Annotated in this window: 20 protein-coding genes; 12 read left to right on the top strand and 8 right to left on the bottom strand. The window is 52.8% G+C overall.

Translation table 11 applies throughout. The annotated features are described in order from the left end of the window. Window positions 1-91: 91 nt before the first annotated feature. Both pyrD and zapC read left to right on the top strand, forming a co-directional pair. Window positions 92-1,102, top strand: a complete 1,011-nt coding sequence (pyrD, locus tag HMPREF3178_RS16650) for a quinone-dependent dihydroorotate dehydrogenase (protein ID WP_004100745.1) — start codon at window positions 92-94, stop codon at window positions 1,100-1,102. Between the two features lie 168 nt (window positions 1,103-1,270). Then, on the top strand, window positions 1,271-1,813 hold the full coding sequence (gene zapC / locus HMPREF3178_RS16645; RefSeq protein WP_004100747.1) for a cell division protein ZapC: 543 nt from the start codon (window positions 1,271-1,273) through the stop codon (window positions 1,811-1,813). Here the strand turns inward: zapC and HMPREF3178_RS16640 are convergent. Further along, window positions 1,810-2,919, bottom strand: coding sequence for a YcbX family protein (locus tag HMPREF3178_RS16640; RefSeq protein WP_016808052.1), 1,110 nt, complete (start codon window positions 2,917-2,919; stop codon window positions 1,810-1,812). The two genes, zapC and HMPREF3178_RS16640, sit on opposite strands and share 4 nt — an antisense overlap. 98 nt (window positions 2,920-3,017) lie before the next feature. Here HMPREF3178_RS16640 and rlmKL point away from each other — a divergent pair, with 98 nt between their 5' ends. The 6 genes from rlmKL (at window position 3,018) to rmf (ending at window position 10,939) form a co-directional block, all read left to right on the top strand. Next, window positions 3,018-5,123: a bifunctional 23S rRNA (guanine(2069)-N(7))-methyltransferase RlmK/23S rRNA (guanine(2445)-N(2))-methyltransferase RlmL gene (gene rlmKL / locus HMPREF3178_RS16635; RefSeq protein ID WP_017146193.1), complete on the top strand. Its 2,106-nt coding sequence runs from the start codon at window positions 3,018-3,020 to the stop codon at window positions 5,121-5,123. Window positions 5,124-5,135: 12 nt separating this feature from the next. Next, the gene (locus tag HMPREF3178_RS16630) at window positions 5,136-7,043 is read left to right on the top strand and encodes an ABC transporter ATP-binding protein (RefSeq protein ID WP_017146192.1); all 1,908 of its coding nucleotides are present in this window, start codon (window positions 5,136-5,138) and stop codon (window positions 7,041-7,043) included. Window positions 7,044-7,057: 14 nt separating this feature from the next. After that, on the top strand, window positions 7,058-8,326 hold the full coding sequence (pqiA, locus tag HMPREF3178_RS16625; RefSeq protein WP_004100751.1) for a membrane integrity-associated transporter subunit PqiA: 1,269 nt from the start codon (window positions 7,058-7,060) through the stop codon (window positions 8,324-8,326). Continuing rightward, window positions 8,316-9,953, top strand: coding sequence for an intermembrane transport protein PqiB (gene pqiB / locus HMPREF3178_RS16620; RefSeq protein WP_004100756.1), 1,638 nt, complete (start codon window positions 8,316-8,318; stop codon window positions 9,951-9,953). The genes pqiA and pqiB overlap by 11 nt, the downstream gene beginning before the upstream one ends. Beyond that, window positions 9,953-10,516, top strand: a complete 564-nt coding sequence (gene pqiC, locus HMPREF3178_RS16615) for a membrane integrity-associated transporter subunit PqiC (protein ID WP_017146191.1) — start codon at window positions 9,953-9,955, stop codon at window positions 10,514-10,516. The genes pqiB and pqiC overlap by 1 nt, the downstream gene beginning before the upstream one ends. Window positions 10,517-10,771: 255 nt before the next feature. Further along, on the top strand, window positions 10,772-10,939 hold the full coding sequence (gene rmf, locus HMPREF3178_RS30050) for a ribosome modulation factor (RefSeq protein ID WP_004100764.1): 168 nt from the start codon (window positions 10,772-10,774) through the stop codon (window positions 10,937-10,939). Between the two features lie 66 nt (window positions 10,940-11,005). On the opposite strand, the gene fabA is transcribed toward rmf, so the two are convergent. Next, on the bottom strand, window positions 11,006-11,524 hold the full coding sequence (fabA, locus tag HMPREF3178_RS16605) for a bifunctional 3-hydroxydecanoyl-ACP dehydratase/trans-2-decenoyl-ACP isomerase (protein WP_004100765.1): 519 nt from the start codon (window positions 11,522-11,524) through the stop codon (window positions 11,006-11,008). Window positions 11,525-11,593: 69 nt separating this feature from the next. Further along, complete coding sequence (locus HMPREF3178_RS16600) at window positions 11,594-13,351, bottom strand: AAA family ATPase (protein WP_017146190.1); 1,758 nt, start codon at window positions 13,349-13,351, stop codon at window positions 11,594-11,596. 185 nt (window positions 13,352-13,536) lie between these two features. On the opposite strand from HMPREF3178_RS16600, the gene matP reads away from it, so the two are divergent. After that, window positions 13,537-13,989: a macrodomain Ter protein MatP gene (matP, locus tag HMPREF3178_RS16595; RefSeq protein WP_004100768.1), complete on the top strand. Its 453-nt coding sequence runs from the start codon at window positions 13,537-13,539 to the stop codon at window positions 13,987-13,989. A 110-nt stretch (window positions 13,990-14,099) separates the two neighbouring features. On the opposite strand, the gene ompA is transcribed toward matP, so the two are convergent. Next, window positions 14,100-15,170, bottom strand: coding sequence for a porin OmpA (gene ompA, locus HMPREF3178_RS16590; protein WP_004100770.1), 1,071 nt, complete (start codon window positions 15,168-15,170; stop codon window positions 14,100-14,102). A gap of 353 nt (window positions 15,171-15,523) precedes the next feature. Next, window positions 15,524-16,033 (bottom strand): SOS-induced cell division inhibitor SulA, encoded by a 510-nt coding sequence (gene sulA, locus HMPREF3178_RS16585; RefSeq protein WP_024273980.1) that lies wholly within the window; start codon window positions 16,031-16,033, stop codon window positions 15,524-15,526. Window positions 16,034-16,494: 461 nt separating this feature from the next. Here sulA and HMPREF3178_RS16580 point away from each other — a divergent pair, with 461 nt between their 5' ends. Further along, window positions 16,495-17,118, top strand: coding sequence for a TfoX/Sxy family DNA transformation protein (locus tag HMPREF3178_RS16580; protein ID WP_004100775.1), 624 nt, complete (start codon window positions 16,495-16,497; stop codon window positions 17,116-17,118). Here the strand turns inward: HMPREF3178_RS16580 and yccS are convergent. Both yccS and HMPREF3178_RS16570 read right to left on the bottom strand, forming a co-directional pair. Further along, a complete protein-coding gene (yccS, locus tag HMPREF3178_RS16575; protein WP_004100780.1) occupies window positions 17,106-19,241 on the bottom strand; it encodes a YccS family putative transporter in 2,136 nt (711 codons plus the stop codon). The two genes, HMPREF3178_RS16580 and yccS, sit on opposite strands and share 13 nt — an antisense overlap. Before the next feature lie 17 nt (window positions 19,242-19,258). Further along, window positions 19,259-19,705 (bottom strand): YccF domain-containing protein, encoded by a 447-nt coding sequence (locus HMPREF3178_RS16570; RefSeq protein WP_004100782.1) that lies wholly within the window; start codon window positions 19,703-19,705, stop codon window positions 19,259-19,261. A 122-nt stretch (window positions 19,706-19,827) separates the two neighbouring features. Between HMPREF3178_RS16570 and helD the strand changes: the two genes are divergently transcribed. After that, window positions 19,828-21,882 (top strand): DNA helicase IV, encoded by a 2,055-nt coding sequence (helD, locus tag HMPREF3178_RS16565; RefSeq protein ID WP_070585305.1) that lies wholly within the window; start codon window positions 19,828-19,830, stop codon window positions 21,880-21,882. A gap of 28 nt (window positions 21,883-21,910) precedes the next feature. Here the strand turns inward: helD and mgsA are convergent, their stop codons facing one another. Next, entirely contained in the window at window positions 21,911-22,369 is a 459-nt protein-coding gene (gene mgsA, locus HMPREF3178_RS16560) for a methylglyoxal synthase (RefSeq protein ID WP_017146187.1), read from the bottom strand. A 154-nt stretch (window positions 22,370-22,523) separates the two neighbouring features. On the opposite strand from mgsA, the gene HMPREF3178_RS16555 reads away from it, so the two are divergent. Then, window positions 22,524-22,937: a CoA-binding protein gene (locus HMPREF3178_RS16555; protein ID WP_004100789.1), complete on the top strand. Its 414-nt coding sequence runs from the start codon at window positions 22,524-22,526 to the stop codon at window positions 22,935-22,937. The last annotated feature ends 54 nt before the right edge of the window (window positions 22,938-22,991 follow it).

The raw sequence follows: 22,991 nt of genomic DNA, 5'->3' as shown, positions 1-22,991 counted from the left end.
ATAAGATTTTTTGTCGTAGGTCAATTCCCTTTCCGGGGTGGATCGCACATAATACGCCCCCGGTTTGCACACCGGGAATCCAGGAGAGTTCATGTACTACCCCTTCGTTCGTAAAGCCCTTTTTCAGCTCGATCCTGAGCGCGCTCATGAAGTCACTTTTCAACAATTACGCCGTGTTTCGGGTACCCCGCTGGAAATGTTGGTTCGCCAGAAGGTGCCGGCTAAGCCGGTGACCTGCATGGGACTCACATTCAAGAACCCGCTGGGCCTGGCCGCCGGGCTGGACAAAAACGGCGAATGCATCGATGCCCTTGGCGCAATGGGCTTTGGTTCCATTGAAATTGGTACCGTAACGCCTCGTCCGCAGCCGGGCAACGATAAGCCAAGGATCTTCCGCCTGGTTGATGCCGAAGGTTTGATCAACCGCATGGGCTTTAATAACCATGGCGTGGATAACCTGGTAGAGAACGTAAAAAAAGCGCATTTTGACGGCATTCTGGGGATTAATATCGGTAAGAATAAAGATACCCCGGTAGAGCAAGGCAAAGATGATTACCTGATTTGTATGGAAAAAATCTACGCTTACGCCGGATATATCGCCATTAATATCTCCTCGCCGAATACCCCGGGCTTGCGTACGTTACAATACGGAGAAGCTCTCGACGATCTGCTCTCTGGTATTAAAAATAAGCAGCGTGAACTCCAGGAAAAACATCAAAAATATGTTCCGCTGGCAGTAAAGATCGCTCCGGATCTTTCCGTCGAGGAATTGATCCAGGTTGCGGACAGTTTAGTCCGACATAATATCGATGGGGTCATTGCCACCAATACCACTTTGGATCGTTCACTGGTGCAGGGAATGAAACATTGCGATGAAACCGGTGGGCTTAGCGGGCGTCCGCTGCAGCTGAAAAGTACCGAAATCATCCGTATGCTATCTGAGGAATTAAATGGCCGTCTGCCAATTATCGGCGTCGGCGGTATTGACTCAGTGATTGCCGCTCGTGAAAAGATAGCCGCCGGTGCGACTCTGGTGCAGATTTATTCCGGATTTATTTTTAAAGGTCCGCCGCTGATTAAAGAAATTGTTACCCATATCTAATCTTTTCCCCTTCTGATACTCCACCAGGGCTTTATTTATAGCCCTGGTTGTTTTATATTCCTTCATTGTTGCTTATTTAGACATTTTAGTCTTTTCTTAATTTTTGAAATATTCTGTAGCAGTTTTGCTGTTTATTGCAGATGGATGTGAAAGAGGACGGGGGTAGAAATGCGGATTAAACCTGACGATAACTGGCGCTGGTATTACGATGAAGAGCATGACCGCATGATGCTCGATCTGGCTAATGGTATGTTATTCCGATCCCGTTTTCCCCGCCGGATGCTGACGCCAGATGCCTTCGCCCCTTCCGGATTTTGCGTTGATGACGCCGCACTCTATTTTTCATTTGAAGAAAAATGCCGCGACCTTGAATTATCCAAAGAACAGCGCGCTGAATTAGTGCTCAATGCGCTGGTCGCCATTCGTTTCCTTAAGCCGCAGATGCCGAAAAGCTGGCATTTCACTACTCATCAACAGAGCTGGCAGCCCGGTACCGGTGATGCCGCTAGCGCATGGCTGAGCGATACCGGTCAGCAGGTTAATCTGCTGGTGGTTGAGCCCGGCGAAAACGCTGCGCTGTGCCTGCTAGCGCAGCCGGGACTGACGCTTGCGGGGCGAGTGATGCAGTTGGGGGACGTGATTAAAATTATGAACGACCGACTGCAGCCAGCGACCGCCGTCGCCAGCTACAGCCTGGGCCAGGCGGTTTAAGGCGCCAGCCTTACCGCGGTTTTCGGTACGCAGCTGCAGCACAAAATGGTGCCATCGGCGGCGACCGCATTTTTCTTCAGCGCGCTGACTTCCCCTTCTTCCAGACGGATGCGACAGCTGCCGCAAATCCCTGCCCGGCAGGAGTAAGGAATGCGAATTCCCTGCTGTTCCAGCTGCTCCAGCAAGATCTGCTGATTATTACCGGTAAAGCTCAGTCCCTGCCACTCAATTTCCACCGTTGCGTTCTGCTGAGTCTCAGGCGCCAGCGAATTGTCGCTTTCCCCGGCGCCGTAGGCCTTCGCCGGGCCGCGGGCCAGCACTTCTAACTCATCGCCGACGCGGATCGTGCCGCTATTTCGCGCGATCAAATTCTGGCCAAAATCAACATCGCCATTATCCAGCGCCGTGCGGAATCCCTGTAGGGTGGTTAATGGCTCACCGCCAGGGTGCTTTTGCCCACGTTCCGCGCTGACGGTTGTCAACACGCAGCGGCTGCAGGGTTTCGCGACATCAAAAACGACCTCGCCAATACGCACCACTTTCCAGGTATCTTCCTCCCAGGCGGCCGCGCCGGTCACCAGCAGATTCGGGCGAAATTGTTCTATGCTTACGCTGGCCGGACAGCGATTTTGCAGGTCCCGCAGCGAGGCCTCATTGGCCAGCAGATAGGGAAAGCCGTCGGCAAAGGAGAGGGGGACGGCATCGTGACGTTTTACCCGACGGCTAAGCTCTGGCCCCAGCCAGCGCAGCTGAACGCTGCGGTTGAAAAAACCGCTTAGCCACTGGTTCACCCCGGCCGGGGCAATCAGGGCGGTAAAATGGTTGCCCCAGACTTCGGTCGGCTCCTGCTGCACGGAGAAATCGCTGAAGCGCACGATCGCGCTACTGCCGTCCGGAGCGGTCAGATGCAGACCATCATGGAGCGGCGCGGGAGTAAACTTGACCATTTGCGGGAACTGACGAGCGGTGATAAAGGTGCCATCGGTTTCCGTCACCATAAATATACGATCGAAGGCCAGCCCGCTGATGTCTGCATAAGCGTGGCTCAGGCCAATTCCCCGCATCGATTTGACGGGATGAATAAAAAGTCGCGAAAGGGTTACCATACGCTGCCCCTGGCTTTAAAAATAAGCCTTTAACTTTATGACATGGGGCGCATATTGGCTATAATGCGCACCAATTTTCTTTTAGTAAAAGTGACGATATGAATTCTCTGTTTGCCAGTACGGCTCGTGGGCTGGAAGAGCTGTTAAAAACTGAACTGGAAGGGCTGGGCGCGGTGGACTGCCAGTTGGTCCAGGGCGGGGTCCATTTTCAGGGAGATACGCGACTGCTGTATCAAAGCCTGATGTGGAGCCGACTGGCTTCGCGGATTATGCTGCCGCTGGGGCAGTGCAGCGTATACAGCGACCTGGATCTGTATCTTGGCGTGCAGGCCATTCCATGGACGGAGATTTTCAGCCAGGATGCCACTTTTGCCGTGCATTTTAGCGGGCTGAACGAAGAGATCCGCAACAGCCAGTATGGGGCGCTGAAGGTTAAAGATGCCATCGTCGACAGCTTTACGCGTAAGAATTTGCCGCGTCCCAACGTCGATCGCGAAAACCCCGATCTGCGCATTAACGTCTGGTTGAATAAAGAGACCGCTCATATATCTCTGGATCTCAGCGGCGAGGGCCTGCACCTGCGCGGCTACCGCGACGGTACCGGTATGGCGCCAATCAAAGAAAACCTGGCCGCGGCGATAGTGATGCGTTCCGGCTGGGCTACCGGTACGCCGCTGCTCGATCCCATGTGCGGTTCCGGTACGCTGTTGATTGAAGCGGCGATGCTGGCGACCGATCGGGCGCCGGGTTTACACCGCGGCCATTGGGGTTTCGGCGGCTGGGCGCAGCATGATGATGCTATCTGGAAAGAGGTGAAGTCCGAAGCGCAAACCCGCGCCCGTCAGGGGCTGGCGGCGTATGAGTCGCGCTTTTACGGTTCCGACGTTGACGCCCGGGTTATCGAACGCGCGCAGCGTAACGCCCGCCGTGCCGGTATTGGCGAGCTGGTTACCTTCGAAGTGAAAGATGTCGCCCAGCTGAGCAACCCGTTGCCGAAGGGCCCTTACGGGACAGTGATTAGCAACCCTCCATACGGCGAGCGTCTGGAGAGCGAGCCGGCGCTGATTGCCCTGCATAGCCTGCTGGGGCGGATTATGAAAAACCAGTTTGGCGGCTGGAACCTGTCGCTGTTTAGCGCCTCGCCGGATCTGCTGAGCTGCCTGCAGCTGCGCGCCGATAAGCAGTTCAAAGCGAAAAACGGCCCGCTCGACTGTGTACAGAAGAATTACCACCTTGCGGAAAACGAAGGCGGCAAAACCGCGATGCTGGCGGAAGATTTCGCCAACCGCCTGCGTAAAAACCTGAAAAAATATGAGAAGTGGGCGCGCCAGGAGGGTATTGAATGCTATCGCCTGTATGATGCCGACCTCCCGGAATACAACGTCGCTATTGACCGTTACGCCGATTGGGTTGTGGTGCAGGAGTATGCGCCGCCGAAAACCGTTGACGCGCATAAAGCCCGTCAGCGTCTGTTCGATATTATTGCTGCCACCATTGCCGTGCTTGGGATTGCGCCGAATAAGCTGGTGTTGAAAACCCGCGAGCGGCAGAAAGGTAAAAATCAGTACCAGAAAATGGGCGAAAAAGGTGAATTCATTGAGGTGCAGGAGTATAACGCGCGTCTGTGGGTTAATCTGACCGACTATCTGGATACCGGGCTGTTCCTCGACCACCGTATCGCTCGCCGCATGCTGGGGCAGATGAGTAAAGGTAAAGACTTCCTCAATCTGTTCTCCTATACCGGCAGCGCCAGCGTTCACGCCGGCCTTGGCGGCGCGCGATCCACGACCACGGTTGATATGTCGCGTACCTACCTCGAATGGGCTGAGCGTAACCTGCGCCTCAATGGTTTAACCGGTCGCGCGCATCGCCTGATGCAGGCCGATGTGCTGGGCTGGCTGCGGGAGACGACCGAACAGTTCGACCTGATCTTTATCGATCCGCCCACCTTCTCCAACTCGAAGCGTATGGATGACGCCTTTGACGTTCAGCGCGACCATTTGCGCCTGATGACCGATTTAAAACGTCTGCTGCGTAAAGGCGGCACGATTATGTTCTCAAACAACAAACGCAGTTTCCGTATGGATCATGACGGGCTGGCGCAGCTGGGCCTGAAGGCACAGGAGATTACGCAAAAAACGCTGTCTCAGGACTTTGCCCGCAACCGTCAGATTCACAACTGCTGGCTGATTACCGCAGCCTGAAAGGAATAAAGAATGTCTTTAATTAGTATGCACGGCGCCTGGCTCTCTTTCAGCGATGCGCCGCTGCTGGATAATGCTGAACTGCATATCGAAGATAACGAACGTGTCTGCCTGGTGGGGCGCAACGGCGCGGGTAAATCGACCCTGATGAAGATCCTCAACCGAGAACAAGGTCTTGATGATGGGCGCATTATCTATGAGCTGGATCTGGTTGTGGCGCGTTTGCAGCAAGATCCGCCGCGTGACGTCACCGGAACCGTGTATGACTTTGTGGCGGAAGGGATTGCTGAGCAAGCAGCATACCTCAAGGGTTATCACGATGTTTCGCAGCTGGTGATGACCGATCCGAGCGACAAGAATCTCAATGAGCTGGCGCGTCTGCAGGAACAGCTGGACAATTTAGGGCTGTGGCAGCTCGACAGTCGTATTAATGAAGTGCTGGAACAGCTGAATCTGGATCCTAACGCCGAGCTATCATCGCTCTCCGGCGGCTGGCTGCGTAAAGCGGCCCTCGGTCGCGCGCTGGTCAGCGGGCCGCGGGTGCTGCTGCTCGATGAACCGACCAACCACCTCGATATTGAAACCATCGACTGGCTGGAAGGTTTCCTGAAGATGTTTAAAGGCACCATCATCTTTATTTCGCATGACCGTTCCTTCATTCGCAATATGGCGACGCGTATTGTCGATCTCGATCGCGGCAAGCTGGTGACCTATCCGGGTAACTACGATCAGTATCTGCTGGATAAAGAAGAAGCGCTGCGCGTGGAAGAGCTACAGAACGCGGAGTTCGATCGCAAGCTGGCGCAGGAAGAAGTGTGGATCCGACAGGGGATCAAAGCGCGCCGCACCCGTAACGAAGGGCGCGTGCGGGCGTTAAAGGCCATGCGTCGCGAACGCGGCGAGCGTCGTGAAGTGATGGGCAGCGCGAAGATGCAGGTGGAAGAGGCTGCGCGTTCGGGCAAGATTGTGTTCGAAATGGAGAACGTCAACTACCAGGTTGATGGCAAGGTGCTGGTTAAAGACTTCACCGCCCAAATCCAGCGCGGCGACAAAATTGCGCTGATTGGCCCGAACGGCTGCGGCAAAACTACGCTGCTGAAGCTGATGCTCGGTCAGCTGCAGGCGGATAGCGGACGTATTCATGTAGGCACCAAGCTGGAAGTGGCCTACTTCGACCAGCACCGCGCGGAACTTGATCCGGATAAAACGGTGATGGACAACCTCGCGGAAGGTAAACAGGAAGTGATGGTGAACGGCAAGCCGCGCCACGTCCTGGGCTATCTGCAGGATTTTATGTTCCATCCGAAACGCGCGATGACGCCGGTGCGTGCGCTATCGGGCGGCGAGCGCAACCGTCTGCTATTGGCGCGTCTGTTCCTTAAGCCCAGTAACCTGTTGATTCTCGACGAACCGACAAACGATCTGGATGTCGAAACCCTCGAACTGCTGGAAGAACTTGTCGACGGCTATCAGGGAACCGTGATGCTGGTTAGCCACGACCGTCAGTTTGTCGATAATACGGTAACAGAGTGTTGGATCTTTGAAGGCGCAGGGCAAATTGGCCAATACGTTGGTGGCTATCATGACGCCCGCGGTCAGCAAGCGCAGTACCTTGCGCGTAAGCAGCCGATTTCCAAAAAGAGTGTTGAAGTTGCTCAACCGAAAGCAGAAAGTGTCAAACGTGCTGCCAGCAAACTAAGCTATAACCTGCAGCGCGAGCTGGAACAGCTGCCGCAGAAGCTGGAAGAACTGGAAGCCCAGCTGCAGAATTTGCAGGAGCAGGTTGCCGACCCTTCTTTCTTTGGTCAGTCGCATGACCATACGCAGCAGGTACTGGCGCAGCTGAGTGAAGCGGAGCAGGCGCTGGAAGCCGCCTTCGAACGCTGGGAATATCTTGAAGGGCTAAAAAACGGCGCATAAGCTGAGGAGTTTTCATGTGCGATCATCATCATGCTGCGCGGCATATTCTGTGCCGACAATGTGATCTGCTGGTGGCTTTGCCGCAGCTGGAGCATCGCCAGAAAGCTGCATGTCCGCGCTGCGGAACGACATTGACAACGTCATGGGACGCGCCACGGCAGCGTCCTACCGCGTATGCGCTGGTCGCGTTGTTCATGTTGCTGCTGGCCAATTTGTTTCCCTTCATCTATATGAAGGTCGGGGGGATTAGCAGCGAAATTGAATTGCTGGAAATCCCGAACGTCCTCTTCACCGAGGACTATGCCAGCCTCGGCACGTTCTTTTTGCTTTTCGTCCAGCTGGTGCCGGCTTTTTGTCTGGTCACTATACTCCTGCTGGTCAACCGGGTGCGCATGCCATCCGGGCTGAAAGCGTTTCTGGCGCGTATTCTGTTTCATCTTAAAACCTGGGGAATGGCGGAAATCTTTCTCGCCGGGGTACTGGTCAGCTTCGTTAAGCTGATGGCCTATGGCGATATTGGCGTTGGCCTGAGCTTTGTCCCGTGGTGTATGTTCTGCGTATTACAGCTGCGGACGTTCCAGTGCGTAGATCGCCGCTGGCTGTGGGATGATATTGCGCCAATGCCGGCTATCAAGCAGCCGCTGAAAGTTGGCGTGTCCGGACTGCGTCAGGGGCTGCGTTCATGCTCATGCTGTACAGCGGTGTTGCCGATTGATGAGGCCGTCTGTCCGCGCTGTCATACAAAGGGGACTGCCCGGCGTAAAAACAGCCTGCAGTGGACGCTGGCGCTGTTAATGACTTCGCTAATCCTTTATATGCCCGCCAATATTCTGCCGATCATGATTACCGATCTGCTTGGCGATAAAATGCCTTCCACCATTATGGCGGGGGTGATCCTGCTGTGGAGCGAAGGATCCTATCCAGTGGCGATGGTGATATTCATCGCCAGTATTATGGTGCCAACCTTAAAAATGATCGCCATTGGCTGGCTCTGCTGGAACGCCAGCGGCAGGGGGGATCGCGACTCAGAGCGCATGCATCTGATTTATGAAGTCGTCGAGTTTGTTGGCCGCTGGTCAATGATTGATGTGTTTGTCATCGCAGTCCTCTCCGCTCTGGTGCGCATAGGTGGGTTAATGAATATCTACCCGGCGATAGGGGCGGTGATGTTTGCGCTGGTGGTAGTGATGACAATGTTTTCGGCCATGACCTTTGACCCGCGTTTGTTGTGGGATCGTGAGCCAGATTCAAGCCATGAGGAAAGACTGCAGCATGGAAAATAAGAGCGGAGAAGCGAAGGTGCAAAAGGTGAAGAACTGGTCACCGGTGTGGATCTTCCCGATAGTGACGGCGCTAATTGGCGCCTGGATTCTGTTTTATCACTATAGCCACCAGGGGCCGGAAGTGACCCTGATCACAACCAACGCCGAAGGCATTGAAGGGGGAAAGACCCGCATTAAAAGCCGCAGCGTTGACGTCGGCGTGATTGAAAGCGCAACGCTGACGGACGACCTGACTCACGTGGAGGTTAAAGCCCGACTGAATTCTGGCATGGAAAAACTGCTTCATCAGGATTCGGTTTTTTGGGTGGTTAAGCCGCAGGTTGGTCGTGAAGGTATCAGCGGCCTCGGCACGCTATTGTCCGGCGCCTATATCGAACTGCAGCCGGGGACCAAAGGCTCTGTCCCTGCGCAGTATCCGCTGCTGGATTCACCGCCGCTGGCCTCACCCGATGCGAAAGGCATTCGTATTCTATTGGAAAGTAGCAAAGCAGGTCAGCTGTCACCCGGCGACCCGGTGCTTTTCCGCGGCTATCGTGTAGGTTCGGTGGAAACCAGCACCTTCGATGCGCAAAAACGCAATATCACCTATCAGCTGTTCATTAGCGCGCCTAACGATCGGCTGGTCACTAACAACGTGCGTTTCTGGAAGGACAGCGGTATTGCGGTGGATCTGACCGCGGCAGGCATGCGCGTTGAGATGGGATCGCTGTCGACCCTGTTTGGCGGCGGCGTCAGCTTTGATATCCCTGAAGGACTCCCGCTAGGGGAACCGGTGGCGAATAAAACCGAATATCATCTGTTTGACGATCAACGCAGCATTCAGGACTCTGTGTTCACTCAACACATTGACTACGTGATGTTCTTTAAAGATTCTATTCGCGGTCTGCAGCCCGGCGCGCCGGTTGAATTCCGCGGTATCCGTCTTGGGACCGTAGGCAAGGTACCATTCTTTATTCCAGGCCTGAAGCAGAACATAAACGACGATTACCGTATCCCGGTAGAAGTGCGAATTGAGCCGGAACGCCTGATCAATCAGTTAGGCGCCGATCCTGATATTCGTAAGCATATCGATGATCTAATGAATCGCGGGCTGCGCGGTTCGCTTAAAACCGGCAATCTGGTGACCGGCGCGCTGTATATCGATCTCGACTTCTATCCGAAAGCCCCTGCGCGCGGCAAGATGCAGGAATTTGGCGGTTATCCGATTATTCCGACCGTAAGCGGTGGTCTGGCGCAGATCCAGCAGCGCCTGATGGATGCGCTGGATAAGATTAATAATCTGCCAATTAATCCACTGCTGGAGCAGGCAACCAGTACGCTGGCGCAAAGTGAAAAAACCATGCAGCACGTACAGGCGACGCTCGACAGTCTGAATAAGATCACCTCAAGTCAGTCTATGCAGCAGCTGCCGGGTGATATGCAGAGTACGCTACGTGAACTTAATCGTAGTATGCAGGGCTTCCAGCCTGGCTCCGCGGCTTACAATAAGATGGTTGCGGATATGCAGCGTCTTGACCAGGTGCTGCGCGAACTGCAGCCGGTACTGAAAACGCTTAATGATAAGAGCAATGCGCTGGTATTTGAGGCGAAGGATAAAAAAGATCCGCAGCCGAAGGGAGCGAAATAATGAAGAAATGGCTAATAGCGGCGGCGGTATGCGCGTTGACGGCATGCAGCAGCGGCGGTGAGAGTAAAACTTACTACCAGCTTCCCGTGGCTCAGGGCGGCGCGCAAAGCGCCGCACACCAGAGCAAAAATTTGCTTTGGGTCGAGCAGGTCAGTATTCCGGATTATCTTGCCGGTAACGGGGTGGTCTATCAGACCACCGATGTTCAGTATGTGATTGCAAATAACAATCTGTGGGCGAGCCCGCTCGATCAGCAGCTAAGAACGACGCTGGTGGCGAACCTTAGCAATCAGCTTCCCGGCTGGGTCGTGGCTTCTCAACCGCTGGGTAGCGAGCAGGATACCCTAAACGTATCCGTCAGCGGTTTTCACGGTCGTTACGATGGTCGGGTTATCGTTAGCGGTGAGTGGTTACTGAAGCATCAGGGACAGCTGATTAAGCGGCCATTCCATATCGAGCTCAAGCAACAAGAAGATGGCTACGATGCGATGGTGAAAACGCTAGCTCAGGCCTGGACTCAGGAAGCGGCGGTGATTGCCAGCGAGATTAACCGCTTGCCATAAGTAAAATTAATAAGAAAAAAAGCCGCAGCGAAAATGAAAATCGCAGCGGCTTTTTTATTTGTCTCATCAGATTGTTACTTGTGCTGGTTCACAGTTTTTGTACAAATGAAGTTTCATGTAGCTCACAAATATGACAATGGCGTGAATTTTGCGCATTGACGCTATCCCCGATTCGCGGTATTCGTTAACCGTGGTTGCGTATTTAGTGACCATTGTTTTCTTTTCCACCAGATCAAAGAATGAGGGAAACGAGGCATGAAGAGACAAAAACGAGATCGCCTGGAACGGGCACATCAGCGTGGGTACCAGGCCGGTATTACCGGAAGGTCGAAGGAAATGTGTCCTTACCAGACCTTAAACCAGAGGTCTTATTGGCTGGGAGGCTGGCGAGAGGCCATGGAGGACAGGGTACAAATTGCCTGACTGTCTCTTTAAAAAGAAGCCTCCGCTGCGCGGGGGCTTCGCCGTCTATAAGCGTGACTGCTTATATCAGAATGAGGAAGTGTCCTGGAACAGGCCCACTTTCAGGTCGGTTGCGGTGTAGATCAGACGATCGTCAACCAGCACTTCACCATCCGCCAGGCCCATAATCAAACGACGATTTATCACGCGTTTGAAATGAATGCGGTAGGTTACTTTCTTCGCCGTTGGCAGTACCTGGCCGGTGAGCTTGACTTCACCTACGCCTAACGCACGACCTTTACCCTCGCCACCTAACCAGCCCAGGTAGAAGCCCACCAGCTGCCACATGGCATCCAGACCCAGACAGCCCGGCATTACCGGGTCACCAATGAAGTGGCAACCGAAGAACCACAGATCCGGGTTAATATCGAGTTCTGCCTCGACATAACCTTTGTCATAGTTACCACCGGTTTCGGTCATTTTGATGACGCGGTCCATCATCAGCATATTTGGCGCCGGCAGTTGAGGGCCTTTCGCGCCAAATAGTTCACCACGACCGGAGGCAAGAAGGTCTTCTTTTGTATAGGATTCGCGTTTATCTACCATGTTTTCAGTAAGCCTTATTTTGAGTTCGGGACGCAGGATAGCTAACACGTGTAAGCTGAACAAGTCCGATCAGTTCGAACCTGAACCGCCTAACCAGCGTAGCGGCCACGGAAAGCGATGACGACTCTCTTGCTGTGTCGCCTGCGCAATCCGCTCCTGTATGGTTTGCCGTAAAGTTTGTCCTTCGCCGTCCCAGAGTAACTGGGTCAGAATGGGCAGCGCTTCGGTTACGTCATCGACCGCCCAGATAAAGAACTGTTCATCCGCAACCGCCTGTTGCAGCTCCTGCGCAAGGCTCAGATGACGAACGTTGGCGGAAGGAATAATGACGCCTTGTTTACCGGTTAGCCCACGCTGCTGACAAATAGCAAAGAAGCCTTCAATTTTCTCATTGAGCCCGCCTACCGGCTGTACGCGACCAAACTGATCGACTGAGCCGGTAATGGCGATACTTTGATTAATCGGCACATTGGCCAGAGAACTGATCAGCGCGCACAGTTCGGCCATGGATGCACTGTCGCCATCCACTTCACTGTATGACTGCTCGAAGGTCAAAGATGCGGTGAAGGGGAGCTGTTGTTCAAGCTCCAGCTCGGACATCAGGAATGCCTGCATAATCATCATGCCTTTCGCATGAATATTGCCACCCAGTTCCGCCTTGCGCTCAACATCAATAAATTCACCGTCGCCAATATGCACAACGCAGCTGATACGAGAAGGCTCGCCAAACGCGCGCGGATGGCCCGGAAACTCGATGACTGAGAGGGCGTTGATCTGCCCTACGCATTCGCCTTCCGTCTCGATCAGGATTTGCTCCTGCAGGATTTCATCCTGGATGCGTTCGGCAAGATAGCCTTCGCGCCACAGACGACGCTCAAGCATGGTTTGCATCTCTTCGGCGCTAATCTCGTCACCTTCACAGAAGGCGGTGGCTTCGCGAAGCTGGCGGGCGATCCACAGTATGCACAGGGGCAAGGTTTCCTGGTCACCGGTATAGCGAGCGCCTTCCTGAATCAACAGCGGCCAGGCGGTAGCGGACAGCCCCGGAAGTTCGAGCCGCTGGGCATTTTGCCAGACCCATTGACACCACTGCTTAAGCGTCTCTGCATCAGCGATTTGCAGGTTATCTTCATATTCGCTGTAGATAGCCTGAGCAGAAAGCTCGGGCTCCATCTCCTGAAAATCAGCAAGAGATTCCCGCTCGCCGACCAGGATCACTTTCAGGCTCAAAGGCATAGAGGGAATGCTCACCGGAAGAGGGCGAGACTCATCAAATGACAGCCAGTCAAAACGCTGGCGAGCCACCATATTTTTTAGCCGCATCCATAGCAGAGGCTGAGCCAGTAAGGCCCGCAAGGAGAGGATCAGTACGCCGCCATTAGCCCGATGGACAAGACCCGGTTGTAAAGCGATCTCGCCGTTAAACTGGCGCACGCAGCCAAATAGCTGCTCCGCTTCGACCCAATCTGCCGCTTCGACCGGCACGACGCTTGCGAAATTATCTTCAGCGGTTTGCGCCGGCGAGAGCGAGATTTTTCCGCCATCAATCTGATAGCGTACTCCGCAGAGGGATTCCGGCGGTTGATGTAAAGTACGAGTTTCGTTAGCGAGCCATTGCAGGTACTCCGGCTCTTCCGGAATTTTAACCAGCATAAATGGCGAAATGGCTGGAGTGACCAGAAGCTGCTCCAGGGCATAGAATAAACGGGGTTGCAGTTCGCCTGAGAGGGATGCCTCTGCGTGAGCTAAGTCGGCTTGTGCAAACAGCGCCTGATAACTTTCCGTATCAGGAGCGAGGTCGTTTCGGGTAAGTTTCGTAATGGTCAAAGTCGCTGTTTTTTAGTCAGATGTAAAACGCGCGATTATACATTATGCGGCGTCTGAGCACACGGGGGATTGCGATTGTCACGGCGATCGGCCATCTACCAACATCACGAAAGATGATTTATTCTCAGCACATCGAGAAAAAACTGATATCCTGAAATGAGTTACACGGTCACATTGAGATCGCAATGAAATATCAACAACTGGAAAATCTCGAAAGCGGCTGGAAATGGACATATCTGGTAAAAAAGCATCGGGAAGGTGAGCTTATTACCCGCTACATTGAAGCCAGCGCTGCGCAAGCGGCGGTCGATCTATTACTGACGCTTGAAAATGAACCCGTGCTGGTGAATACCTGGATTGAGCATCATATCAACCCAGAGCTGGTTAACCGCATGAAGCAGACGATCCGCGCGCGACGCAAACGTCATTTTAACGCGGAGCATCAGCATACGCGTAAAAAGTCTATCGATCTGGAGTTTATGGTCTGGCAACGCCTCGCCGGTCTGGCTCAAAGACGGGGTAAAACGCTGTCGGAAACCATTGTGCAGTTGATTGAGGATGCTGAGCATAAAGAGAAGTATGCCAGCAAGATGTCGAGCCTGAAGCATGATTTGCAGGTTCTGCTAGGTAAAGAATAGCAATTGGGGCGAGGGTATAAGCGCCTCAACGTTCTGCAGCTTTGACTTTGATGACAGCAGTTGAAGCAAAAAAAACCCCGCATCGCGGGGTTTTTTATTAACGAGATAACTTAAGCCTGCGGCTGAGTTACAACGTCTTTGTAGCCTTTAACTTCGATTTCTACACGACGGTCCGGCGCCAGGCAGTCGATCAGAGCTGCGCGTGCTTTCACGTTGTCACAGGTGTTGCCAGTAACCGGGTTGGATTCACCCATACCGCGAGCGGAGATTTTGCTGGCCGGGATACCTTTAGATACCAGGTAATCAACAACGGACTGAGCACGTTTCTCAGACAGCTGCTGGTTGTAGGCATCGGAACCGATACGGTCGGTGTAGCCCAGAACAACTGCGGAACCGTCTTTCGGATCCATGTTGCTCAGCTGGGTGTACAGCTGATCCAGAGCCTGCTGACCTTCTGGTTTCAGAGTAGATTTGTTGAAGTTGAACAGAACGTCAGACTTCAGGGTGAAGTGCTTGGTAGTCACTTCCGGAGCCGGAGCCGGAGCCGGAGCTACAACCGGAGCAACATCTTCCTGACCGAAACGGTAGGAAACACCCAGGCTCAGCATGCCGTTATCAGGACGGGTACCAACGGTGCCTGCGTCGCCGATATTGTTAACCCACTGGTATTCCAGACGGGTTGCGATGTCACGAGTAACAGCCCACTCTAAGCCACCCGCGAATACCGGGGATACGCCAGTGTCGTGTTCGCTACGGGAAACACCGGTAGAAGCGTAGTTACCTTTGGAGTCAGCGCGCCAAACCATGCCGCCCAGACGGGTATAGATGTCCAGATCGTCAGTGATTGGGTAACCCAGTTTAGCAGTCAGCTGAACGCCCTGAGCTTTGAAAGCGCCGTTGTCTACGCTGCCTTTATAAGCCATGCGGCCCAGCCAGTCGTAACCCATTTCGAAACCGAGGTACGGGTTAACCTGGTAACCACCGAACGCACCAGCACCCAGCTGATCGTTACGAACTGGACCATTGTTACCTTTGAAACCGTTACCGTAGAAACCGGTATCGTGATACTGGGACCAGCCCAGCTTACCACCTGCATACCAGGTGTTATCTTTCGGAGCGGCCTGCGCTACGGTAGCGAAGCCAGCCAGTGCCACTGCAATCGCGATAGCTGTCTTTTTCATTTTTTGCGCCTCATTATCATCCAAAATTCGCCATGAAGGTTCAGAAGACCTCACGGTTAAATCCTTCACCCGGGGCGTGACTTGTTGTTAACTGTGCTGATACATGCAGCGTAAGCCGATCACCCCTGGCGATGTAAAGTCTACAACTTAGTTAGAAACTTACAAGTGTGAACTCCGTCAGGCATATGAAAAAAAAGGGTTGTGTACACTATGTTTAACAAATAGGGTTGGCTTCAATCGAGGCAAAAAAAGTCGCGAACCCGCATCAGACAAGCATTTTAACAAAAACGCCCGCGATGAAAGCCAATCTCAGTCGCGGGCAAAAAAAATTCCAGGATTAATCCTAAACTCAGTTAATGATACAGGTTTGAGTGAATTTTTAGCCCGGAATGTTGTCTGCCAGGCTGAGCGGTATTTCTTACCGGACGCATGATAAAGCCCATCGCGTGACCTTCTTCTGCAGCGGCAACCAGTCGTTCATGTTCCTCAACGGTGAGTTCTTCCGACAGCCAGCCAATGACCACGCTATAGTTTCCCGTGCGCAGTGAGCGAACCATTGATTCGAGCGTATTAGCAGGGGAGAGCTGACTGATTTGCATCACCTTGGATAGCGGTAAACCGGATGACTGCACCCATTCGCGACTCAGCTTCTGCTGTGGTGTCAGCCAGAGCTGCCAGCGCGACTGCTGACCAAGCTGTTGTAATAAAGGAAGCAGTAGCAGTTGCGTCATCATGGGCTGATCTTCTCGATAGACTATTTCACTGATCAGCCCGTTAGCTGGCTGTTCGGCAGCGTCATGAGAGCGACGACGTACTGAAGTAGAAGTCAGTGGTGAACGATTTGCGTGAGCTGATGTAAACATAGTCTATCCCGCCTGTGGGTTACTGTATGCATATACAGTATATGCGACAGGATGAAAGATCAACTCTATTTTCTCGTTTTCTGGATGAAATTTGTACATCTTTGGCAATGAAGACAAGCTGACAGCGTTGAGTGATGGGGTGTACAGAATGTGAATTCATCGTTGTGGTCATTTCTTCTTTAAAAAATTCCTCCCACAAATTATGACGTTAACCATTTACAAATCGCGGGTGACGCCATGCTTTATGTTCTCCGGGTTGATTAATATTAATTAAGCATTTTACCTTTCCTGCTTTTTACTTCATCAAAAGGCTATTTTCGGAAAGCTGCTCGCAAAAAAACAAGCTGAGTAAAATAAAGAGATAATTCATGTTGCTGCATAAAGGGAACTCCCTTATTTTCTTATTAGCGGATCCGTTAGCAAATTTATGTCTTATTTACATGATTAACAAAGGAATAATCATGAAGAAACTCGTATGTCTTAGGATCCATCAGTTTCGGGCATGTTTGTCTCCATTAGGAAAAATAAGCTGTCGGCCCTTATTTGGTGGCTATAGCCTGGCGATAGATAATACCGTGTTTGCCATGATGGCTGAGGGGGAGATCTATCTTCGGGTTTGTGAGCAGAGTGCGCAGTATCGCGTGGCGCATAAAAACCCGCTGTTGAAGATGCAGAAGAATGGCCGTCTGGTTGCGCTTAAGTACTATCATATAGATGAAGGGCTTTGGCGTGACAGCAAAATGCTTTTTCATTTATCAGCGCTATCATTACAGACCGCTCGTAATGAAAAACATCGGCAGCGACATTCCGGAAGATTAAAGAATCTTCCAAATATTAGTTTTCACATGGAGCTCCAGTTGATTAATTCAGGTATCAAAGATGAATTAACGCTGCGAAAAATTGGCGCTAAAGAAGCCTGGCTCAGACTACGAAAAATGAATAAAGCGCTAACGGTAAACGTCCTTTATTCATTAGAGGGAGCTATTGCGGGCGTGCATGCGGCCACGCTCCCGACGCAACAGCGTCAGGAGCTTGAGGAGTGGGCGGCGGTACAGGTACAGGAGATGGAGGCCTACTCAGGTTGAATCTCAACCTGTCGCTGTAGCCGACAAATTTCTGGCAGTAGCGCCAGCAGCAGTCCAATTTGCTGCAGAACTAAAGGCTCTTTGCTGTCGGCGCGAGGGTCAAGATGGTGGATCCGGGTCTGCAGGCTTGCTAAAGCCTGCTGTACCCGTAGTTCATCGGTTGGCGAATGGTGCAGCGCGTCATCCACATAACACACGGCATCGTCCAGCAGCGCCAGAATATCTGGTGTTGTCAGCTTTTCCCTGTGGGCTCCCAGAGCAGAGATGTAGCTGGTAAAGGTATGGTTCAGGCAGAGCAAACGAAAAGCAGTTTCCCGCATTTGTGAGCCCGCTTTGGGTTCTGTTGATAAGTTCGATACGACAGAGGCCAGTTCGCTATCCCGGTTATGCGCGGCTCTGCGTGCAACACGATAGGCCAGGCGGTTGTCGCGCCCCTGGTGATATTGCTCAAGAATGGCATCTAAATATCGGCAGTTGGCATTGATTGCTTGCTCGAGCACTCGAGGGAGATTGCGGAATTTCCAGTCCGGCCAAATAAAACTCACTGCGGCCCAGGCGATAGCGCAGCCAATCAGAGTGTCGAATATGCGCGGTAGGGCAACTTCAAAACCTTCTCCCAGGAGGTTAAAACAGAGCAAGACAAGGAGCGTAATGAACATTGTCGCGTGGGCGTACTGCACATTACGGAAAGCGAAGAACAGCACGCCGGTCAGGACAATCAAAAGCAGCTGGCCTTCAACGGACGGGACGAGGAGCAGTACCGGCAGGCCGATGGCCACACCAATCAAGGTCCCGATTATCCTTAACGCCAGCCGATGGCGAGTGGCGTTATAGTTTGGCTGACAAACAAACAGGCTGGTCAGTAATATCCAGTAGCCATGGTTCAGTCCGGTCAATTGGATAAAGGCATAACCAGCGCACAGGACTATCGACATTCGAACTGCATGACGAAACAGGGCTGACTCAGGAGACATATTACTGCGCAAGCGCAGCCAGATATCGCTAAATCCGTTAGGCTGGTCGTCGGCTAACAGGTTTTCCGTACTGTGAATGGACTGTTCGGTGGTCTGGACTGATTCAATTGTCGCCAGCTGGGCGTCAATAGCCCGTAAGTTATTCAGCAAAAAACCCAGCGCTTTAATCTGTTCCGCTGGCGCGCCGCTGGCCTTAACGCGATCGAGCGCTGCGTCAAGATGCATAAAAGCGCGCTCAAAATGAGTGTCGTGCAGGTAGGGCTCGCGCAGCAGAATGGCACGCGACAGTTTCTGGCAGGCCTGCGCCTGCATTGATAGCATACGCTGAAAGCGGAACATCACATCGCTATAACGAAAATGTTCGCGTAGCGTTTGGTACTGAATATGCGATGAACTCGCACGTTCATGGATATCCTGCGCCACGAAATAGTACTGTAACGTGCGGCGAGTACCGCGCTGGCCGCGATCTCCGCGCAGACGAGTCAGCAGGGAAACTTTGGTCTGGTTCAGCGTAGTCACCAGCTGGCCGTTGGCTATTGCCAGGTCATAGAGCGGGGCCTGGCTTTCATCTTCTATATCCGGATCGAATAGCCGGGATTTAAGCTCCAGATAGCGGGCGAGCTGCTCATAGCTACGTGCCAGATTGTCCTGAAGGGGACGGATAGGGAAAATCAGATGCCCGGCGAGGGTGAGCAGGTTGTACCACACCGCGCCAGCCAGCAAAAACAGCGGCTGGAGATACCATTGGCTGTAAAGCGTTACCCCCAACATGGTGTAGATGGCAATTAATAGCGCGCCAAAGGCGATGGTGGCGTAGCGTTGTCCCAGACCACCAAGCAAAATAAAGCCGATAGTGGAAACGGTTAATCCTGCCGCGAATAACCAGGGCCAGGGGAAGAGAAGCTCCACCGAGGCCGAAGCGATAAAGAAGCATACAAGGGTAATGGCCAGATTACGCAGACGTCCTGCCAGACGATCGTCCAGGTCAGTCAGCGCCGCGGCCACGACGCCAAGCGTTAAAGGGATGGTGAGTTTTACTTCGCCGAGCCACCAGGGAAATGCGGTCGTACCGCAGAGTGCGATGAATATCCTGATGTAATATAACCAGGCACTGTTCCAGGTATAGCGGCGTAGCAGGGGGCTGAGCATTTCTCTGTTCCATTCAATTACTGAAAGCGGCGACGCGCGTTGGCTTCACGCGCAGCACGAGCGGTCTCAACGGAAACGACTCGCCGGCCTACCGGCCACAAAGCAATCGCGGCGATTTTAAAATTGGCGATGCCTACCGGAATGCCGATGATGGTCAGACACTGGGCGATCCCACAAAAGATATGCATCAGGCACAACCACCAGCCGAAGAAAATAAACCATAAAATATTCAACAACGTTCCGCCCGCGTTAAGCAGGCTATTCTTTCCCTGAGGGTCGAGTTCATCAACATGAATGGCTTCATTACCATAGGGAAGGAGAGAGAGTTTTGTTATCTCCCAGCAGGAGCGGGTGAGAGGCAGCGTAAAAATCAGTACTATGCTGACCAGCGTCGCCAGAAGCCAGCCGAGCGTGGTGGCGAATCCGCCAAGGATAAAGTTTAAAATATTCAGAACGGTACGCATAAACCCTCGGTTTAATTCTGTAGATAATAAGGTCCGGCCATTGTAGCGTTTTTTACGCTGGAGCACCCGGTCGCTGGCGGTTAAACTTAAAAACATCCAACCTGATTGAAATTCGACATTATATGGAACTCAGAGCGACAACATTGGGCAAACGCATGGCTCAACACCCTTATGACAGGGTGCAACTTCTTAATGCCGGAGTAAAGGTTTCCGGTGATAGCCATGAATATCTTATACCTTTCAATCAGTTATTATCTATTCATTGCAAGCGTGGGCTAGTGTGGGGAGAGCTGGAATTTATCCTACCGGGCGAGAAAGTTGTGCGATTGCATGGTACCGAATGGACCGAAACTCAGCGTTTTTACCATCATCTGAATGCTCTCTGGCAGCAGTGGAGCGCGGAAATGAGCGAGATTTCCGCCGATCTGCTGCGCCAGCAGTTGGCTGATGTGGCGCGTTCAAGCGCCGAGGGTAAATGGTTGACGCGTCAGCAGGTGTCCGATATTCAGCAGAAAATTCGCCATGCCCTTAGCGGCCTCCCCGTGCCGACAAGCCGCCTTGAGGGATTTGAAAACTGCCGTGAATTATGGCGGCAGTGCCAGAGGTGGGTGGGGGATACGGAAAAGGCCAGGCTTGAGCATAACCAAAAATTTACTGAATCAATGCTGGAACAATATCGGGGATTTTTTGCTGCAGTTGAATCATCGCCGCTGAATCCGGCTCAGGCGCGCGCCGTGGTGAACGGCGAGCGTTCATTGCTGGTACTGGCAGGGGCCGGAAGCGGTAAAACCTCTGTTTTAGTGGCGCGAGCAGGTTGGCTATTGACCCGGGGCGAAGCGGCAGCTGAGCAAATTTTGCTGCTGGCTTTTGGTCGACAGGCCGCGCAGGAGATGGATGAGCGCATTCGCGAACGCCTCGGAACCGACGAGATCTCCGCGCGCACTTTTCATGCTCTGGCTTTGCATATTATTCAGCAGGGCAGTAAAAAAGCGCCGATGATTAGCAAGCTGGAAAACGACAGCGCTGCGCGGCAAAAACTTCTGCTCGAAAGCTGGCAGCAGCAGTGTCAGGAGAAAAAAGCGCAGGCGAAAGGCTGGCGACTGTGGCTGGAGGAAGAAATGGGCTGGCCGATCCCTGAAGGGGATTTCTGGCAGGATAAAAAGCTGCAGCGCCGCATCGCCAGCCGCCTCGATCGCTGGGTTAGCCTGATGCGCATGCATGGCGGCTCGCAGGCTGAGATGATCGCCGGGGCGCCTGAGGAGGTACGCGATCTTTTTAGTAAGCGCGTCAAGCTGATGGCCCCTTTACTAAAAGCCTGGAAAACGGCGTTAAAAGATGAAAATGCCGTCGACTTCTCCGGTCTGATTCATCAGGCGATAAATATTCTCGATAAAGGCCGCTTTGTCAGTCCGTGGAAGCATATTCTGGTGGATGAATTTCAGGATATCTCTCCGCAGCGGGCGTCACTACTCGCCGCGTTACGTCGACAAAATACGCAGACCACGCTGTTTGCCGTTGGCGATGACTGGCAGGCTATCTATCGTTTTAGCGGTGCTCAACTCTCTTTGACGACGGCTTTTAATCACTATTTTGGCGAAGGGGATTGTTGCGCGCTGGATACGACCTACCGATTTAATAGCCGGATAGGCGAGGTCGCAAACGGATTTATCCAACAGAACCCGCATCAGTTGACGAAACCACTCAACAGTCTGATTGCAGGCGACAAAAAAGCGGTGACGTTGTTAGCGGAGGATAAACTCGACGATCTGCTCGATAAAATGAGCGGTTACGTCAAGCGAGAACAACGGATCTTGCTGTTAGCGCGTTACCATCATTTGAAGCCAGCGGCGCTGGAAAAGGCTGCAACACGCTGGCCCCATCTTCAGCTCGATTTCATGACTATTCATGCCAGCAAAGGGCAGCAAGCAGATTACGTCATTATCCTTGGTCTTCAGGAAGGTGATGATGCGTTTCCGGCTTCGGCGCGTGAGTCGATTATGGAGCAGGCACTGCTACCACAACCGGAGGATTTTGCCGATGCAGAAGAGAGACGTTTGCTGTATGTCGCACTTACGCGCGCGCGTCTGCGGGTCTGGTTGTTGTTTAATAAAGAGCAGCCGTCACCGTTTGTTGATATGTTGAAGGCGCTGGACGTGCCGGTTGCGAGAAAGCCGTAATGACTGGCGGCGAGGCCGCCAGCGTGGTTTATTTCAGACGCTCAGCGAGATAACGCTGGTAATCAGGAATCAAAATATCGACCGGATCGCTAAAGTGGGGAGACTGGATGATAAAGTCGGCGGTCGAGACATTCGTTGCAACGGGAATATTCCACACGGTTGCCAGACGGAGTAACGCTTTAACATCAGGGTCATGCGGCACCGCATTCAGCGGGTCCCAGAAAAAAATCAAAACATCAATTTTACCTTCTGATATCAGGGCTCCTACCTGCTGGTCGCCGCCCATTGGGCCGCTCAGCATAGCGTGCACCTCCAGCCCGGTTGCGCGTGATACCAGATTACCGGTTGTACCTGTTGCCGATAGCGTATGTTGTGCCAGAAGTTGCTGGTGGCGCTCTACCCATTTCATCAGCATATCTTTACAGTGATCGTGAGCAACCAGCGCAATATGTTTACGTGCTGGCAGTGTACGTGTTGTTAGTTCCATCATTTCATTCCACATTTTGACCTGCAGACAGATTACTGGAAGTGTCTGCTGCTGCAAGCATCGGGATGAAAAAATTTGACGCATCTGCGGGTTAGCACTAATGCTGGTTCATTCGGATTAGCATACACTTGGGCTAAATAGCAGGAGGATGATGATGAAAGAGAACGATATCGCAGGTATTCTGACCTCGACCCGGACTATCGCCCTGGTGGGGGCAAGCGACAAACCCGATCGCCCAAGCTATCGGGTGATGAAGTACCTTCTGGAGCAGGGATATCATGTCATTCCGGTTTCTCCTAAGGTTGCGGGTACTACGCTGCTGGGGCAAAAAGGATATGCCACGCTGGCCGAGGTGCCGGAAAAAGTGGACATGGTTGATGTCTTCCGCAACTCAGAAGCAGCCTGGGGCGTTGCCCAGGAAGCGGTGGCTATCGGTGCTAAAACTTTGTGGCTACAGCTAGGGGTCATCAATGAACAAGCGGCAGTGCTCGCCCGAGACGCCGGTCTAAACGTGGTGATGGATCGCTGTCCGGCGATAGAAATTCCGCGATTAGGATTAGCCCGCTAAACCTAAAACCCCGCTTGACGCTGAGGAATCCCCAGTAATGGGCGGGTGAAAAAA

Origin of the sequence: Klebsiella sp. HMSC09D12, from assembly GCF_001808475.1 — a bacterium.
Classification (GTDB): Bacteria; Pseudomonadota; Gammaproteobacteria; order Enterobacterales; family Enterobacteriaceae; genus Klebsiella; species Klebsiella oxytoca.
The sequence above is the reverse complement of the archived record's forward strand: the minus strand, read 5'-3'. Positions and strand labels throughout refer to the sequence as shown.

What these genes read in the sequence shown, in the direction of transcription:
- pyrD (WP_004100745.1), top strand. Translation starts at nt 92, where the DNA reads ATGTACTACCCCTTCGTTCGTAAAGCCCTTTTTCAGCTCGATCCTGAG.
- zapC (WP_004100747.1), top strand. Translation starts at nt 1,271, where the DNA reads ATGCGGATTAAACCTGACGATAACTGGCGCTGGTATTACGATGAAGAG.
- ompA (WP_004100770.1), bottom strand. Translation starts at nt 15,170, where the DNA reads ATGAAAAAGACAGCTATCGCGATTGCAGTGGCACTGGCTGGCTTCGCT.
- HMPREF3178_RS16555 (WP_004100789.1), top strand. Translation starts at nt 22,524, where the DNA reads ATGAAAGAGAACGATATCGCAGGTATTCTGACCTCGACCCGGACTATC.
- pqiB (WP_004100756.1), top strand. Translation starts at nt 8,316, where the DNA reads ATGGAAAATAAGAGCGGAGAAGCGAAGGTGCAAAAGGTGAAGAACTGG.
- pqiA (WP_004100751.1), top strand. Translation starts at nt 7,058, where the DNA reads ATGTGCGATCATCATCATGCTGCGCGGCATATTCTGTGCCGACAATGT.
- HMPREF3178_RS16570 (WP_004100782.1), bottom strand. Translation starts at nt 19,705, where the DNA reads ATGCGTACCGTTCTGAATATTTTAAACTTTATCCTTGGCGGATTCGCC.
- helD (WP_070585305.1), top strand. Translation starts at nt 19,828, where the DNA reads ATGGAACTCAGAGCGACAACATTGGGCAAACGCATGGCTCAACACCCT.
- yccS (WP_004100780.1), bottom strand. Translation starts at nt 19,241, where the DNA reads ATGCTCAGCCCCCTGCTACGCCGCTATACCTGGAACAGTGCCTGGTTA.
- matP (WP_004100768.1), top strand. Translation starts at nt 13,537, where the DNA reads ATGAAATATCAACAACTGGAAAATCTCGAAAGCGGCTGGAAATGGACA.
- rlmKL (WP_017146193.1), top strand. Translation starts at nt 3,018, where the DNA reads ATGAATTCTCTGTTTGCCAGTACGGCTCGTGGGCTGGAAGAGCTGTTA.
- HMPREF3178_RS16630 (WP_017146192.1), top strand. Translation starts at nt 5,136, where the DNA reads ATGTCTTTAATTAGTATGCACGGCGCCTGGCTCTCTTTCAGCGATGCG.
- rmf (WP_004100764.1), top strand. Translation starts at nt 10,772, where the DNA reads ATGAAGAGACAAAAACGAGATCGCCTGGAACGGGCACATCAGCGTGGG.
- pqiC (WP_017146191.1), top strand. Translation starts at nt 9,953, where the DNA reads ATGAAGAAATGGCTAATAGCGGCGGCGGTATGCGCGTTGACGGCATGC.
- fabA (WP_004100765.1), bottom strand. Translation starts at nt 11,524, where the DNA reads ATGGTAGATAAACGCGAATCCTATACAAAAGAAGACCTTCTTGCCTCC.
- sulA (WP_024273980.1), bottom strand. Translation starts at nt 16,033, where the DNA reads ATGTTTACATCAGCTCACGCAAATCGTTCACCACTGACTTCTACTTCA.
- mgsA (WP_017146187.1), bottom strand. Translation starts at nt 22,369, where the DNA reads ATGGAACTAACAACACGTACACTGCCAGCACGTAAACATATTGCGCTG.
- HMPREF3178_RS16640 (WP_016808052.1), bottom strand. Translation starts at nt 2,919, where the DNA reads ATGGTAACCCTTTCGCGACTTTTTATTCATCCCGTCAAATCGATGCGG.
- HMPREF3178_RS16580 (WP_004100775.1), top strand. Translation starts at nt 16,495, where the DNA reads ATGAAGAAACTCGTATGTCTTAGGATCCATCAGTTTCGGGCATGTTTG.